This is a genomic window from Colwellia sp. Bg11-12 (assembly GCF_014076955.1).
GTDB lineage: Bacteria > Pseudomonadota > Gammaproteobacteria > Enterobacterales > Alteromonadaceae > Colwellia_A.
Map to the genome: position 1 here is coordinate 29,423 of NZ_JACGUZ010000050.1, position 17,205 is coordinate 46,627.

Consider the following 17,205-nt stretch of genomic DNA (forward strand, 5'->3'; position numbering starts at 1 on the left):
ACTAAAAAGTAAACATCAAAATTAATTTAAAGGCTCTTTATGAGCCTTTTTTTATGAGTAATACTATTTTCAAACTATAAGATTTAATTAAGCTTATGCTATGATTAACGATATTACATACTTATAATAAAAATTAATTTTGAACATAATCAACCTAATAAAATATATTGTTCGCCCGGCCAGTTACGGTGTAATGATAGCTGTTGCTTTACTCCTATTAGTACCCGAGTTACGCACGAATACTTTGCAAGTACTTCAAAAAAATCAACAGCAACCCCAACAGCCTCTGTCTTATGCAAAAGCTGTAAGCACCGCTAGCCCAGCTGTGGTGAATATTTATTCTGAAGAAATAAATTCAAACCCCGTATATCGAGCAAAAGCAAGAAGACCTACTAACTTAGGGTCAGGTGTTATCATGCATGCCGATGGTTACATTTTAACTAATTATCATGTAGTGCAAAATGCTGACTTAATCACGGTGTTACTCCAGAATGGCCAGCAATTTCCTGCAGAATTAATTGGCTTTGATGCTGAAACTGACTTAGCCGTACTCAAAGTTGAAACAAGCAATTTACCCGTGATCCCCCAAAGAGCTAACTTACAATCACTTGTTGGTGATGTGGTTCTTGCGATAGGTAACCCGTTGAATTTAGGGCAGACAGTCACCCAAGGAGTTATTAGTGCAACAGGTCGTAGTGGTTTAAGTGTTATTAATTACTTAGAGTTATTACAAATGGATGCCGCAATCAATGAAGGTAATTCTGGCGGTGCACTTATAAATACTAACGGAGAATTAGTCGGCATTAATTCAAGAAAGTTCACCAATAAAGAAAGAAGTATTCAAGGTATATTTTTCGCCGTACCTTATTCACTCGCCCATAAAGTGATGATGAAGATTATTACCAATGGCCGAGTTATTCGTGGTTATTTAGGTGTATCTGTTTCACCATCACAAAATACAATGAAAGGGTTTGCTATTGATACTGTTGAAGATAACAGCCCCGCATTTAAAGCTGGCTTGAAACCAGGCGACATTATTTATGAAATAAATAATGTCGCGATCAATTCATTTCCTCAGGCCCTAGACATTGTTGCAGAAACAAAACCCGGTACAACGCTGCCTTTTAAGTTAGTTAGAAAAAAACAGTTATTAGAAGTGTCGGTTACCATTGCTGAAAAGCCAAAAAGTTAAGCCATAGGAAATTTAATCAGATAAGCTAAGCCCTTACCCACTTGGCTTTTAACTGTTATTTTACCTTTAATCGCACTAATAACTAGGTTGTAAACTAAGTGTGTTCCTAAGCCACTGCCCCCTTCTCCTCTTTTCGTCGTGTAGAAGGGTTCAAAAAGTAACTTAAGCGCTTCATCATCAATACCTATACCATCATCTCGATATCTAATAATAATACTTTCTTTCTTTTTATATACTTCGATGAGTACTCTGCCTTTAGCGCCTTTGGCAAAAGCATGATTGACAGAATTTAAAATTAAGTTACTGAATATTTGTGAAATAGCTCCTGCATTAACATTAACGGATAATGTTGAGTCACATTCAACATCAATCGTTATTTGGGTTTTTTTTAATGTTGGTCTTAATGATAAAATAATTTCATCAATATATTGAAGTACATTAATATTTCGTACCTCATTAGATGATTGATCTACGGCCACTTGCTTAAAGCTATTCACTAGCGATGCACTACGCTGAGTATTCGTGGCAAGAATCGTCAGCACCTCTTCAATATCTTCAAAAAAATTCATCAATTGTAGTTCTGTAATTGATTTATTATCGACCGAACGCTTTACTATTTTATACTCTTCTTGTAAATGGCTAACACCCGTAACACAAATACCTAACGGGGTATTAATTTCATGCGCAATCCCCGCCACAAGACCACCCAGTGAGGCCATCTTTTCTTTTTGTATCAGTTCTTCTTGCGTTATATTTAATTGTTTAATCGCTCGATTTAAATCTCTATTTTTTTGCTCAAGTAGACGATGTTGCTTAGCCATTTTTAACTGAGATTCTTTTCGCTGCTGGCTATTTACCACTGTATCAATAGCATTCGCCACATGTTGCGCCACAAAATTAAGTAGCAAAAGATCGTCTTTGTTATAAATAATATCTTTATCGTAACTTTGAATCACAATTAACCCATGTAAAAAGTTAGCTGAAATCATCGGTGCCCCCATCCATGAGGTAAAGTCTGTTGAACCAATAACTTCCTCTATTTCCCCACGCGCAATAAGCTTATTTATTTGCGTAATATCTAATAATTGCGCTTTGCGGGTTCTGATGACATAGGAACTAACCCCCTTGCCCATTAGCCACTTTCTGCCAACAAGATCGTGCTCGTCTTTTTCATCAATAAAGTAGGGGATCGTTAAACTGAAGTCTTCTTCACTATATAAAGCAATAAAAAAGTTCTTTGAATAAACGAGTTCAGCAATGATGTTATGAACGTTTTGATAAAATGAATCGAGATTATTATTGTTATAATCTATCGACGCTATTTTAAATAGCGCATGATGAAGCTTTTCAGAACGCTTCCTGTCAGCAAGTTCTTGTTCAAGCTGCAGGATATATTGTTGGCTATTTAATGCATTAAGCTTTGAAGTGGCACTATTTTCAGGAGTAGACAATGGTAAACCTCACTTAATGTCGTTGTATTAAGTTTAGTAAAATATTGAATTAAAGAAAGTGAATAACATGAGGTTTTTTTATATAAAAAAAAACGTTAATACAATTCAGCAATACACCACTGATTTCGGCCGTTATTTTTCGCCTGGTACAATAAAGCATCAGCTTTTTTCATAATACCAGCGACAACAGCTGACTCTGATGACTTCACAACAACGGCCCCCACACTGACCGTTAACTGCTTAGACACCCTAGAGTATTCATGTTTAATCATTTTGTCTTTTATGGCTTGAGCAATATTACTGAGCAAAATGTCAGCGCTTGCTTTATCACAATCAGGTAAAATTATAACAAATTCTTCACCGCCATAACGCGCAACAAAATCTCGTGGTCGTAAACAAATTTCACGTAGTGCCTGTCCAACTTGTCTTAAAGCTACATCGCCAGCACCATGACCGTAGTTATCGTTATATTGCTTGAAGTAGTCAATATCGATAAGGCCCACTAATAACGTCGTGTTATCTTGCTTGTTAGCAGCCACTTCGTCTTTTAGAACAACATCCATTTTACGGCGATTATTAACCCCGGTTAAAGCATCAATATGGGCAATTTCGTCTAGCATTTTTCGTTGACGAATTAACTCTAAATGCATCATCACTCGTGCTATAACAATGTTCGATTTAAAGGGTTTATAAATATAGTCACAGCCCCCTAAATTAAAACCACGCTCTTCATCGTCGTCATTGGCTAAACCCGTGATAAAAATCACGGAAATATTCATCGTTTTAGGATCATTTTTTAAAATATCAATAACCTCAAAACCAGATAAATCAGGCATAACCACATCTAATAGAATAAGATCAGGCACATGCTTTATAGCTAATTTTTTCGCTTGTTGACCGTTTTTTGCAAAAATAATTTTTGCTTGTTCTTGTAACAATTCTTTCAACATTTTACGATTTGCTTTATCGTCATCAACAATTAATATGCTTTGATCTAAAGTTTTCATGCTTACGATACCAGTTTATTTTTTAATGCTTCGATACATTTTAATGCGCTAGCGTATTCAACATCTTCAATTAATTCGACAATACTATCAACGAGACTGCCGAGATCACTACCTTGAGTATACTCTGCCAATGCTGGTAATAAATCTTCTACTTCAGCATTTTCTTGCTCAAGTAAGTGCACCATAGAATTAAGTAACACAGTCAGCAACTCTTTATTAATCGACACCTTAGGTTGTTCACCCAAAGAAACGCTACTATCATGATCCGTTAAAGTTGTTAAAGCCGACAATATTATTTGATGTTCGTTAATGAGTCGCTTCATGGGCGACGCACAGTTTTCTGGTTGCTCTTTTATATGACCTTCTAATTCAGCCGACAAATCAGCTAAATAATAAGCACCAATATAAGCAGCATTTGATTTTAAAGAATGAGCAAGTCGATATAATGTATTAAAGTCTTTATCTTGGTAAGCCTGCTCTAATTCCATAGGCAATACTTTTGTACTTTTATAAAAATCGATGACCAGTTTCTCATAAATATGCTGTCTGCCGCCCATAGCCAACAAGGCTTTTTTACTGTCTAAACAGGTCAGTTTTGTAATACGTTCCATTAACGTCTCGCTAGGTGGTTCAATAACTAACTCAGCAATATCAGACGATTTTTCTGTGCAATGATCATTCTTATTTTGCACCCCATTAATTTTATCACTTAAGTATTTTGCCATCAGGCTAAATAGAGCGTTGGGATCTATGGGTTTAGTAAAGTATTCATTCATGCCTACGTCTAAACATTTGTTCAGTTCATCAGGCATCGCGTGGGCGGTCATAGCAATAATAGGCAGCGCGTTAAATCGAGCTTGTTTTCTAATTTCTTGTGTTGCGGTTACACCATCCATTTCAGGCATTTGTATATCCATCAAGACAAGGTCATAGTTTTTATTGGCTAATTTTTCTAAAGCAATTAAACCATTACTCGCAACATCAACCTTAGCTTTGGTATCTTCTAAAAAGCCTAACACCACTTGTTGGTTTAATTCATTGTCTTCAACTAACAATATATCTGTTGATGAGAAATCCATTAAACTCGCATTTTTCATGCTATAAAAATCTTCATCAAGATCAATTTTCAATGCGTCCATCATGGCCTCTAAAAGCACCGTAGCATTAACGGGTTTTTCTAAAAACCCATCAATACCAGCAGAACTCGCTAACGGCATAGCATCATTTTTATCGAAAGCAGTTACCATTAATACGGCTCGAACGTCGTAAAGGTTTTTATCATCTTGTATGGCTTTTGCAAAGGCAATGCCATCCATATTAGGCATACGCCAATCGGTAATAACTAGGTCGTAAGATTGATCATTACTTTTTGCTGTGGCTAACAGCTCTAATGCTGTTTCTGCACTTTCAACGGCAGTAATTTCACAATGAAACTCTTGTAATAATTCAGTGATCACACTTAAACAAAGCTCGTTGTCATCAACCACTAAAATATTGAGTCCTTTAATAGCATCAATATTTTCCAATTCACTCACGGGTAAATCGCTTTTTTCACAGACGATATTAAAACTAAATTTACTGCCTTCACCTAACGTACTCTCAACCCAAACTTCACCGCCCATTAAGCCGCTCAGCTCTTTACAAATTGAGAGACCTAAACCCGTACCTCCAAATTTACGAGTAATAGAACTGTCCGCTTGCGTAAACGACTGAAAGAGGTTGTTCATTGTAGCGGTTTCTAAACCGATACCGGTATCAGAAACACTGAACTCAAGTGTTAATTTGCTATCGTCATCTTTAGTTAATGGCTGATTAGCCAAACCGACTTCAATAAGAATGTGACCTTGGTCAGTAAACTTTATTGCATTACTCACTAAGTTCACCAGAATTTGCTGCAAGCGTATCGGATCAGACTTAATATGTTTTGGCACATCTCTGTGCACTTTTACAATAAGTTCTAAGTTTTTAGCATGCGCACGCAAGGCACAAATATTATTGGTTTTCTTAATCAATCCGCCCATATTCATGGTGACAGATTCTACCGACATTTTACCCGCTTCTATTTTTGAGAAATCGAGAATATCGTTAATTAGCCCTAAAAGCGCTTGCGAGGCGTCTTGTGTTTTCCCAATTAAATCTTTCTGATGGGGATCTAAATTTGTTTTAAGTGTTAAATAACCTAAACCAATAATAGCATTCATCGGTGTGCGAATTTCATGACTCATTTTTGCCAAGAACTCGCCTTTCGCTTGCATCGCATGTTCAAGTTCAACGGTTCGTTCAGCCACTTTCTGCTCTAAACTACGATTGATATCAAGTAAGGTTAAATGCGTTTCTACACGAGACAACAGTTCGTGCTTCGAAATAGGTTTCGTTAAATAGTCATTACCGCCAGCAGCAAAACTTTCAACTAAATCGACGACCTGATTTTTAGCGGTTAAGAAAATCACCGGTAATTCGTTCACTAAATAAGTTTCACGAAGCTTTCTACACACTTCATAACCTGAAACCTTTGGCATCATAATATCAAGTAAAATCAAATCGAACGGACGTTCTCCTTCAGGCAGACCTTCACTCGCTTTTTCAATAAACGCTAATGCTTGTTCGCCGCCATTGGCCTGAAACAATTGATAGTTAAGTGGCAATAAATAATTATGTAGCACTTGGCGATTAATCGCATCGTCATCAACAATCAATACCCTAAAATCACGATTATCTTTACTTGCGATAGAGCCACTTGCAGCTTTATTGAATTCATTGTCGAGGGGGAAATATTCTATGGTGTCATCTAACGCCTGTAAACGTGACAATTGCTGTTTAGTTTGCTCGTTTTTTCCATCAAACAGGGGCGACGATGCACCAATTTCACTGCCACCAAGCGTATAAACAGGTAAAGTAAAACTAAAGGTACTCCCTTTATTAAGCGTAGAGCTTACGGTGATTTTGCCACCATGCAATTCAACTAACTGTTTAGATACCGCTAAACCTAAACCTGTACCACTGGCACCGCGTGTTTCATCTCCTGATATTTGTTCAAAAGATTCGAAAATGGTTGATAAATTTTCTGCGGCGATACCGATACCGGTATCGGTAATATCAATACAAACAAACTGTTGCTCGTCACTTTCACTATTACCAACGAGTTGGGCTGAAACAGTAATAGTGCCTGACTCGGTAAATTTAATCGCGTTACCGACAATATTAAAAAGAATTTGCTGTAATCGGTCTTCATCTGCCTCTACCGCAGGAAAATCGCTGGCAATATTATTGACTAGCACTAAATCTTTGATTTTTAATGTTGCACGAGATAACGTGAATACCACATCAATCATGCTGTTAATATCAATTGCTGAAGTGTGGATCTGCAAACCATGGTTTTTTAACTTAGAGAAATCTAAAATATCGTTCACTAAGTTAGACAAACGCCGACCACTTGCCACTACCATAGATAAATCGTGATTGGCTTTATCAGGTAATTGCCCTGCCACACCGTCGATTAACGATTCAGCTAAACCAATAATACCGTTTAAGGGCGTACGTAACTCATGGGAAGTATTGGCTAAAAATTCATCTTTCAATTTATCAACGCGGGTTAAACGTAAATTAATGGCTTGCTCTTTTAAACGTTGGTAATTCAAACGATAAATATAAGAGATTAGCGCGCCAATACCGACAATAAAATAAAAAGTAAACGCCCACCAAGAAAGCCATGGCGCGGGTAACACCTTAACGTTTAATGACTTTCCTTGTTCGTTCCAGTAGCCGTCACCATTACTGGCTTTTACCCGAAAGACATAATCGCCTGCTGGTAAATTGGTGTAAGTGGCTCGGCGGTTTTTTGCATCGGTATAAACCCATTTTTCATCAAAACCTTCAAGTGTGTAAGCATATTTATTACTCATTGGCTCAGAAAAGTGGAGAGCTGAAAATTCAAAAGTAACTAATTTTTCATTATGTGAAAGGGTGAGACTATCGAGTTGATTTATCGCCTGTTCAAGGCTAAAAATATTTTCATTCACAACACCGATGTTATCGTCAACGCTTGACGAAATAACCGGTACAGATATATTATTTAATAAAAAATCGGTCAAACCAACATTAGCGATTGTATTATCATTCTCAATACTTTCAGGAAAAAAGTGGCTAATGCCATTGACCCCACCAAAGAACAACTCGCCGGTTTTACTTTTATAATAAGCGCCCCCATTAAACTCATTCCCTTGTAAGCCGTCATAAACATCGTAATTTTTAAAAGTTTCTGTTTTAGGATCAAAATGCGAAATTCCCTTATTGGTACTTAGCCATAAGGTGCCTTGGGGATCTTCTAAAATGCCGTATACACTGTCGTTAGCCAGCCCATCTTGTTCACGATAGTGGGTAAATACCCCTGTAGATTCATCATATTTGTTAAGCCCCCCCCATGTACCAAACCAGAAAATATTTTGCTTGTCTTGATAAATGGTCATTATTTTATTATTAGACAAGCTATTGCGATTATCAGGGTCATGCTTAAATACGATGAAATTTTCTCTATTTTCTTGATATAAATTTAAACCATTATCTGTGCCAACCCATAAACGGTTTTTCTGATCTTGATATATGTCCCAAACTGTATTATTGCTAAGGCTATTTTCATTTCCATCAGCAACGAAGCGGTTAAATTTTCCACTTGTTGTGTCGAATTTATTTAATCCCCCACCCCAAGTACCAACCCATAATTTATTTGCATAGTCTTCTTGTATAGATAAAATTGAATTATGACTAATACTAGAAGCATCGTTCGCTTGGTGTTGATAATGCTTGAATTCGCTTGAATTATTACTGAGTTTATTTAAGCCGCCATCGTAAGTACCGACCCATTTATTATTTTTACTGTCGACATAAACAGACAAAACATTATTACTGCTGATAGTACTAGCTTGATTAGCATCATGGGTAAATGTAGTGAAAGTTAGCGTTTTAGGATTATACCTATTTAAACCACCAAAAGTGCCATACCAAAAATAATCGTAATTATCCTCAGCTATAGCAAACGCTAGGTTATTACTCAGACTATTAATATTAGTGGTTGAATGTTGAATATGAGCAAAGTTAAATTGATTAAGCGCTAATTTATTAAGCCCTCCACCATAAGTACCTACCCATAAATTATAATTTTTATCTTCATAAATATCGGTAATTTGATTAAAACTTAAACTACTTGAATCACTATTATTTTCTTCAAAATGAGTAAATGACTGGATCGCTGCAGTATATTTATAAAGCCCTGAAAAAGTGCCAATCCAGAAGTCATTGTTACTGTCTTGGTAAATATCATGAATATTACTATTTGCCACACCATCTTTTACTGGAAGGGTAATAAAATCAATAAATTTTTTATCGGTGGTATCAAATATACTAATGCCTAGGTTAGTTCCAAGCCAAACATCTCCATTTTTAGCTAAAAGTAAGGCATTAACTCGATCAGCGTTAATATTGTTCACTTGATTATTCTTATCGCTATAATAGGTGAACGTTTCTATTACGGGGTTAAACTGAGTGAGCCCCCCACGATTGCTCGTTAACCACAACATCCCTTTTTTATCTTCTATAATGGAATGAAAGTCGTTATATTTAGTGTTCTTTTTTTGATAAATAAAACGTTTAAATGTTTTTGTTTTTACATTGAATTTATTTAAGCCGTTCTTGGTTGCAATCCAAATAGTGTTATTACTATCTTGAAAAACACTATTTATATAATTATCACTGATACTATTTTCTTCTTCTGACACACTAAAATAATGTTTAAATTTTTCAGTTTTAACGTTAAAATAATTTAAGCCGCCTGCACTGGTACCTACCCATAAACCACCTTGCTTATCTTCAATCAGAGCCGTTATAAAATTGTCTGAGACTGTATCAATATTATCAGGATCATGGCGAAAAGCCTTAAATTGATAACCATCATAACGATTTAAACCATTTACTGTTGCTACCCAAATGAAGGCATCCTTAGTTTGAAGTACATCATTAATAGTATTGGTAGACAAACCATCGACATCGGATAAATGGCTAAAATGAATAGTTGATTCACTTGCATATAAATTAATAGAAATTAACAAATAAAACAGACAGAATATTAAACGCATAGCAATTATCTTATTTTTATTATGGTGCGGGAATTATTAGACTTTGAATTAAAACCAAAAAGAATCAAACAAGCAAGGATAATGTAATAATAAGGGAAGCATAAAACTATCTTTAACATTTTAAATTATCTTGAATAATCCCTCTTGTTTAGTTTTTATTTTAAGGCTAAGCTAATTCCTCCCTCAATATAAGCAAAGTAAAGCTAGAATATTCAAGCGATTAATTTAACTTGTTGAGGAATAGACAAACATATAATTTACTACTACTTGAGGAAAAAGTATGAGCACTAATACTGATAAACTGCATGAAGCAAACGTTATTGATAAAGAAAAACTAAATGACGATCATAAAAAATCGATTGAAAGTTTATCCAATGAAGAAGTTGAACAAGTCATTAGCATTTCAAAAAAATTAGGTGATATTCCACATACTACTGGCGCACCTTTTTAGATCCCCTGATTAAAGAGCAATTTATAATAGTTACCTTATTCATTGCTCTGTATTTGTAAACTGTAACGTGGAATGACCAATGACAGAAAAACTTACCCATTATCAACGTATTCAAGAAAGTATAAAATTTATCAGTTTAAAGGCATTTCATGCCAACAATGACTTTAGAAATCATCCGCAGTTTTCAGACATTTGTATTAACTTTATTCATATGAACCACAGTGTTGCTAGAGCAACTATTCCAATGATGGAAGAAGTTATTCGCTGCGCAGAAGCTTTACCTAACGACCCCTTATCTGCGCCTCTTATTGCTTATATGAAACAACATATCGTGGAAGAAAAAGATCATGACGAATGGTATGTAAGAGACCTTGGGATTTTAGGTATGAGCCGTGAAGAAGTATTTTCACGTATACCTTCACCAAATATTGCCGCGATGATCGGTTCACAGTATTACTGGATTAAACATCATCATCCTATCGCGTTCCTTGGTTATATGGGATCACTTGAAACTTATCCACTCAAAGAAGAACACGTAAATGGCATGATTAAAGATTCTGGAATGCCAGCGGCAGGGTTTGATACCGTAATGTTGCATGCAAAAATTGATATTCATCACAGTAAAGACATTATCAATTTAATTAATACTTTACCGTTAACCGAAGAGCACATGAGAATAATAGAAATGAGCGCATTTCAAACCTTCCGTTATATTGCGTTGATGATGGAAGATATTTGTAAATCGGCACCTAAACCTTTAGCAACAGCATTTTAACGTTCGAGTACTCAGCTGATGACAGGAAAAGACATGGAAGCCTTGCATAAAAGAACCGTACAACCTGATATTCATGATCATCGTGATCACCAATTTTGTCTGCATCACGGTGACAAATCGCCCCAGTACAACCATATAACTTGCCCAATTAAATTAAAAGCGCAAATGGCTGAAGATATTCTCCCTATGGTAGATTTACGCAAAAGCCTTACCTCAGAGATAATCAACCAAGGGTTACTTAATTCATGTTCAGCCTGTGCTATTGCGGTAGCGGCTGAACTTTATTTAATCAAAGATAATCAGCCTTTTATTAATGAGAACATCAGTAATATCGATGCTTCACAAATGTTCATTTACTACAATGAGCGCGTAATAGAAGGTAAAGTTGATTTAAATGCCCCAGTTTTTATTCGTAACGGAATTAAATCTTTGTTTAAAAACGGCATTTGTTCAGAAGTCTCTTGGCCTTATCCTGAAACAACATTCCCCAAAAGCATTAAAGATATTATTAGAACAGGCAGCGTTGCAGAAATTACAGCAGCGATAGCAAAAGCACTAAAAGACAATGAAACCGAGTTACATGCTGCTATTTCACAAATCCCCTCTGTGCAGGCACTCACACAAGCGAAAAAACATATTATTACCCGTTATTGTAAGCTAACGCTTGATAATGGCTTGATTGACTTTAAATTGTCTTTGTCGAAAGGCTTTCCCGTTATTTTTGGCATGATGGTGCCGAGAAGTTTTTATTTAACGCCGGCAAATGGTGTTTTTACCCTGCCACCTCCTGATGAAATTAGGCTTGGGGGACATGCGTTACTAGCGGTTGGTTATGATGATAATAAGCAGCACTTTATTGTTAGAAACTCATGGGGCGAAGAATTTGGCGATAAAGGCTATTGTTATATTCCTTATGATTTTTTTACCGGTAAATATCAAACCAGCCAAACAGGTCAGATTAAAGACTTGCAAGATAATACCTTTAGTTTCTGGTGCCTCACTCATGAGTAATTCATTAGTCATTGATGAGTAAGGTCATAATATCTCGTTAATCACAGTCAGCCGTTATATAAAGCGCCTGTGTTCAACCAAGAGAAGTGCGCTTTGTTTGTGGTACTTGCCTGTAATATTGATAATCTGCATCAAGATATTTAGGATAATGCCTAATAGGCATGATGGCTGGCTTAGCTAAATAAAAGCCTTGCGCGTAAACCATGCCAAGCCTTTGCAATAACTCGAATTCTTCAATGGTTTCTATTCCTTCAACAATAACCTGCGCCTTAGCAGATTGTGCTAAGTCAAAAATAGCTTTAAGAAATTTGCGTTTAAAACTGTCTTGATGGCAGTTTTCGACGAAATAGCGATCAATTTTGACAATATCAGGGCGAAGCTGGCTCCATAACTTTAACCCTGAATACCCTGCCCCTAAATCATCAATAGCCACATCAAAGCCAAATTGACGATATTTCGCCAGTGCCTCACTGAGCATAGTGTCATTAGGCACCGGATATTTTTCGCTGAGCTCGATAACAATTTGATCGCAACGCAAACCCGCTTGTTGAACAAATTTGATTGTCTCGCCTTGCGGATGATGCTTACTTAGCAGTACCAAAGGGCTAATATTTAGGAACAATTTCCCCTGTAATTTCAATTCAACAAAGCGAGTTATTGCCTTATCTCGGCAAAGTATTTCTAATTCAGAAATTAAGTCGTACTGTGATGCAAAATAAAAAAGTTTATCCGGTGAATACAATTCAGTGTTTTCTGGCCCACGCGTGAGTGCTTCATAGCCGAGGATAATTTTTTTTTGTACATTGAAGATGGGTTGAAAAACGGTGGTTACTGCTTTGTTTGCTAATATTTCTAAAAGTTTATTTTTCACAGAGTACTCCTTAATTGCTGGAGTGTAGGTGAATACTATTACATTTTTATGACAGGCCTTTTGATCCTATTGATTTCCTCATATTATCAAAAGGCAAGCCCCCTGAAATCTTATAAATAAGCAGTCGAGCGATAACCTAGGTACGATTTCAATTTGATAGTTTATAAATGAGTTAAAAACGTTACAATTTTTTATTTGCTTAACCACTGAGCTTCAATAAGATGTATGGGTGAATAAATAGCGTTGTAGAAAGAGGAGTTCAGTGGTGAAAGAGCAATTAGACGTTAAGAACAGTATAGATAGAATAGTGACCTCTACTTTTGGAAAATTATCCAGTGGTGAAACTACACAACAGTTTACGCTGAAAAATGAAAAGGGAACGACGGTCAGTATCACTGATTTTGGCGGTATTATTACGTCGATAAATACCCAAGACAATAAGGGGATTTTTGCTGATATTGTTTTAGGTTACGACAACATTCAAAGCTATGAACACGACCCTTATTATTTAGGGGCTATTATTGGCCGTTATGCAGGAAGAATAGATCAAGGCACTTTTAGTATTGACGACGAAGCATTTCAGCTTGCGTTAAATGCGCCTGACAGCCAACTTCATGGCGGAGAAAAGGCGCTTAACAAACAATTATGGCAAGCTAATACTTTTCAAACAGAGACGTCTGCAAGTGTTGAACTTAACTATACTAGCCCCGATGGTGATGCTGGTTTTCCTGGCACCGTTACTTTTAAAGTAATTTATACTTTAGATGACGATAACCAATTCACCCTTGAATATTTTGCCCACACCGATAAAGCCACCATAGTCAATTTAACGCAGCACAGTTATTTCAACTTGGCTGGCCATGACAGCGGCAATATTTTAGATCATCAGGTTTATATTAATGCCAACCATTTTTTACCGATGTGTGAACGGGTCTATCCCACGGGTGAACAAAAGCTCGTTACCGATACTGCTCATGATTTTACCAACGCTACAGATTTACGCACTTTGGGCGATGAAATAAACGGTGAAGATGAACAAATAAAAATTGGTTTGGGTTATGACAATTATTGGCTTTTAAATAAAGAGTCTTTAGGGGGGGAAGTACTTGCAGCACAAGCTATTGAAAAAATCTCTGGACGTTGCATCAGTATTTATTCAGACCAACCTAGCTTAATTTTATATACCGCCAATTATATTGACGGTAGCCAAATAGGTAAAGACCACTACCGTTACCAGCCACGCGCTGCACTTTGTTTAGAAACCCAACGCGCCAATAGTTTGCAGAAAGGCTGTTCTATCGACAATGTATTGTTAACGCCTGAAGAGGATTTCTACAGTAAGACTCGCTGGGTATTTTCTTGTCTTTAAAATGAAAGTCACAGATAAAGAGGATCGTTAATCCTTTTTATCTGCTAGTCATCACTTAACGAGAAACATGATCAGTGCGCCAACCATTGCGCCAAATAACCCCGCAAATAATATTTGCATATTTGGGTTAAAACTATTGTCTTCGTCGTCTAAAAGCGATTCATCAAGTGCTTCAGGTATAACTATCTCAGCTTGTGTTATTTCAAAAACTGACGAGAGTCCAAGCACGGTATCTTGAGAAGCATTACCGTAACGTTCTACGCGTTGCACCGTTCTTAAGCTAATAGCACAGGCATCCGCTAAATGTTGCTGGGTCCAGCCATTGGCCGTACGAAGTTCTTTTATTTTTTTAGCATTAACATCCATCTTATTCACCAAACAACATAAAGAAAACGTTAACCGCTAAGAAACCACAAAGTGCACCCGCGACAAAGCAACTTGGGATGAACCACCAAAGTATATCTTTATTGAGTTGGCGACTTTTCTTTAACGCTTTTTTAAGTGTTTTTACATGTACGCCATTTTTGATCAACGTACAGTGAGTTTCACCCGTAAGCATATTAACAACATGTAATTCGACTTCATAAAGGTCATCATCCATAGAAAACTGATGAATAGATTTACGTCTGAACGACCATTTTTTAGAGACTAAGGCATCATCAACATAAAGTCGCTCTTTGCCATTAACCGCCGAGCAATTCAAATAAACAGTATGTTCACCCTCAGTAAAGCTATAGTTAAAACCTTTTCTGAAACTAACCGTTCCTTGAAGCTCTTTCTCTTTATTTGCTATGTTCTGGTCTTTATTATTTTCTGTATTCTTTAGCATGATGATCCCTTTGTTTGTCGCTAATTAAGTGAGGCTAGTAAAACTTTTCTAAGCCGTTAAGTCTGCGTCAATGAAGCGACAGTCTCTAAAATGTCATATGACAACACCTGTGTCATATCAACTAAAGCATTGAAAATATTAAATAACATAGAACAATACAAAATAAAAGAGGGCAACATAATTGTTGCCCTCTTTAACTGAATATAAAGTTTTATCTAACACTTATTAACTATACGTCTAATAAGTCTCTAATTTGCTGAGTGATTTCATCAATTCTATTAATATCAACCGGTGCAATAAATATGGTGTCGTCACCAGCAAGTGTCCCTAAAATCCCTGCGGGCTCACCTAGGCTGTCTAACATTCTTGAAATCAAGGGTGCGCCACCAATACCCGTTTTCAAAATTATTTGCATATTATTGTGCTTAACACTCACAACAACTGACTGAATTGATTGTTTAGATTTAGGTACGGCAAGCTCGTCGGGTAAAATATAAACAACCTCGGTGTTGGCGTTACGCATTTTAACCGCACCAAGTTTTGACAACAAACGAGATATTTTCGCTTGCGACATATTTTTAAAACCTTGCTTATCTAAAGCATCTGCTAACTGACTTTGCGAACCGTAGCACTGATCTTTTAATAAGGATTTGAATGCTAAAACTAATTCTGCTTCATTTTTTTTACGGCTAGAGATCATATCTGGGTCGGTACAGTAGTTACAATGAATTTTATTTTAAGCGATTAACGCTATATTCACCTAGACAAATTTATAAAAAGTCACGTTAACTTATTAGCGCCCCCTAAAAAAAAGCTTGAATACCCGTTTGCGCGCGCCCCAAAATTAGGGCGTGTACATCGTGCGTGCCTTCATAAGTGTTCACCGCTTCTAAGTTCATCATATGTCGAATAATATGAAACTCGTCACTAATACCATTACCACCATGCATGTCGCGGGCATTGCGGGCAATTTCAAGTGCCTTACCGCATGAGTTACGCTTTATTAAAGAAATAGCTTCTGGCGATAACGACCCAGTATCCATTAAACGTCCTACCTGTAAACAAGCGAATAAGCCGGTGGTAATATCGGTTTGCATATCCGCTAGTTTTTTCTGAATAAGTTGTGTTGCAGCTAGTGGCTTACCGAACTGTTCGCGGTCTAAAGTATATTGGCGAGCGCCATGCCAACAGAACTCAGCAGCACCCAGTGCTCCCCAAGCAATGCCGTAACGTGCTTTGTTTAAGCAACCAAAGGGCCCTGATAAACCTTTAACATTCGGGAGGATATTTTCTTTAGGCACTCGCACATTGTCCATCACAATTTCACCGGTAATCGATGCGCGTAAAGAAAATTTACCTTCAATTTTAGGTGCCGACAGACCTGCCATGCCCTTTTCAAGAATAAAACCACGAATAACACCCTCGAGTTTTGCCCAAATAATAAAAACATCAGCAATGGGTGCGTTGGTGATCCACATTTTATTACCCGTTAAGCAATAACCACCATCGACCTCTTTAGCCCTTGTAGCTAAACTTGCAGGGTCTGACCCCGAATTAGGCTCAGTTAGCCCGAAACAGCCAATATATTCTCCTGTTGCAAGCTTAGGTAAATATTTTATCCGTTGCGCTTCACTACCATAAGCATGAATAGGATGCATAACCAATGAAGACTGAACGCTCATCGCACTTCGATAGCCACTATCCACTCGCTCAACTTCTCGGGCAATTAAGCCATAGGTTACATAATTAACCGCTGAACAACCGTATTTTTCTGGCAAGGTGCACCCTAATAAACCCAGGTCACCTAATTCTGTCATAATGCTGGCGTCAAATACTTCATTTCGATTTGCTTCGAGGACGCGAGGCATCAATTTTTCTTGACAATATTGATGGGCAGTATCACGGATCATCCGCTCTTCTTCACTCAATAAAGACTCAAGTAGTAAGGGATCTTGCCAATTAAAAGAGGAACGTTGCTTTGATGATGTGTTTGACATGAAGTTAACCTAAGGCTGATTACAATTTATCACTAGAGCATAATCAACTTTTAACCAAAGTTAAAATATTCTTTCTCTTGGCTAGCCATAGTCAAAAGCTATACATGAAAAATTTTCTCGTTAT

General features: G+C 36.9%; 13 protein-coding genes. 5 read left to right on the forward strand and 8 right to left on the reverse strand.

Annotated elements, in window-relative coordinates:
• Positions 1 to 139: 139 nt before the first annotated feature.
• A complete protein-coding gene (locus tag H4J39_RS02030; RefSeq protein ID WP_220462100.1) occupies positions 140 to 1,192 on the forward strand; it encodes a trypsin-like peptidase domain-containing protein in 1,053 nt (350 codons plus the stop codon).
• Here H4J39_RS02030 and H4J39_RS02035 read toward each other — a convergent pair.
• The 3 genes from H4J39_RS02035 to H4J39_RS02045 form a co-directional block, all read right to left on the reverse strand.
• Positions 1,189 to 2,643, reverse strand: a complete 1,455-nt coding sequence (locus tag H4J39_RS02035; protein ID WP_182225765.1) for a sensor histidine kinase — start codon at positions 2,641 to 2,643, stop codon at positions 1,189 to 1,191. The genes H4J39_RS02030 and H4J39_RS02035 overlap by 4 nt on opposite strands.
• A 95-nt stretch (positions 2,644 to 2,738) precedes the next feature.
• Positions 2,739 to 3,650 (reverse strand): diguanylate cyclase domain-containing protein, encoded by a 912-nt coding sequence (locus tag H4J39_RS02040; RefSeq protein ID WP_182225766.1) that lies wholly within the window; start codon positions 3,648 to 3,650, stop codon positions 2,739 to 2,741.
• 2 nt (positions 3,651 to 3,652) lie between these two features.
• Positions 3,653 to 9,778: a response regulator gene (locus tag H4J39_RS02045; protein ID WP_182225767.1), complete on the reverse strand. Its 6,126-nt coding sequence runs from the start codon at positions 9,776 to 9,778 to the stop codon at positions 3,653 to 3,655.
• Positions 9,779 to 10,058: 280 nt separating this feature from the next.
• On the opposite strand from H4J39_RS02045, the gene H4J39_RS02050 reads away from it, so the two are divergent.
• The 3 genes from H4J39_RS02050 to H4J39_RS02060 all read left to right on the forward strand — a co-directional run bounded on the left by H4J39_RS02050 (position 10,059) and on the right by H4J39_RS02060 (position 12,015).
• Positions 10,059 to 10,229, forward strand: a complete 171-nt coding sequence (locus H4J39_RS02050; protein WP_182179195.1) for a hypothetical protein — start codon at positions 10,059 to 10,061, stop codon at positions 10,227 to 10,229.
• Positions 10,230 to 10,308: 79 nt separating this feature from the next.
• The gene (locus H4J39_RS02055) at positions 10,309 to 11,004 is read left to right on the forward strand and encodes an iron-containing redox enzyme family protein (RefSeq protein WP_182225768.1); all 696 of its coding nucleotides are present in this window, start codon (positions 10,309 to 10,311) and stop codon (positions 11,002 to 11,004) included.
• A 33-nt stretch (positions 11,005 to 11,037) separates the two neighbouring features.
• A complete protein-coding gene (locus H4J39_RS02060; RefSeq protein ID WP_220462101.1) occupies positions 11,038 to 12,015 on the forward strand; it encodes a C1 family peptidase in 978 nt (325 codons plus the stop codon).
• A 73-nt stretch (positions 12,016 to 12,088) separates the two neighbouring features.
• On the opposite strand, the gene H4J39_RS02065 is transcribed toward H4J39_RS02060, so the two are convergent.
• Positions 12,089 to 12,886, reverse strand: a complete 798-nt coding sequence (locus H4J39_RS02065; RefSeq protein ID WP_182179191.1) for an EAL domain-containing protein — start codon at positions 12,884 to 12,886, stop codon at positions 12,089 to 12,091.
• 265 nt (positions 12,887 to 13,151) lie between these two features.
• On the opposite strand from H4J39_RS02065, the gene H4J39_RS02070 reads away from it, so the two are divergent.
• Positions 13,152 to 14,255, forward strand: a complete 1,104-nt coding sequence (locus H4J39_RS02070) for an aldose epimerase family protein (RefSeq protein WP_182225769.1) — start codon at positions 13,152 to 13,154, stop codon at positions 14,253 to 14,255.
• Between the two features lie 51 nt (positions 14,256 to 14,306).
• Here H4J39_RS02070 and H4J39_RS02075 read toward each other — a convergent pair whose 3' ends face one another.
• The 4 genes from H4J39_RS02075 to H4J39_RS02090 form a co-directional block, all read right to left on the reverse strand.
• Positions 14,307 to 14,621: a helix-turn-helix domain-containing protein gene (locus tag H4J39_RS02075; protein ID WP_182223825.1), complete on the reverse strand. Its 315-nt coding sequence runs from the start codon at positions 14,619 to 14,621 to the stop codon at positions 14,307 to 14,309.
• 1 nt (position 14,622) lies between these two features.
• The gene (locus tag H4J39_RS02080) at positions 14,623 to 15,084 is read right to left on the reverse strand and encodes a hypothetical protein (RefSeq protein ID WP_182225770.1); all 462 of its coding nucleotides are present in this window, start codon (positions 15,082 to 15,084) and stop codon (positions 14,623 to 14,625) included.
• Positions 15,085 to 15,313: 229 nt separating this feature from the next.
• Complete coding sequence (argR, locus tag H4J39_RS02085; protein ID WP_220460025.1) at positions 15,314 to 15,784, reverse strand: transcriptional regulator ArgR; 471 nt, start codon at positions 15,782 to 15,784, stop codon at positions 15,314 to 15,316.
• Between the two features lie 103 nt (positions 15,785 to 15,887).
• Positions 15,888 to 17,081 (reverse strand): acyl-CoA dehydrogenase, encoded by a 1,194-nt coding sequence (locus H4J39_RS02090; protein WP_182225771.1) that lies wholly within the window; start codon positions 17,079 to 17,081, stop codon positions 15,888 to 15,890.
• Positions 17,082 to 17,205 lie beyond the last annotated feature (124 nt).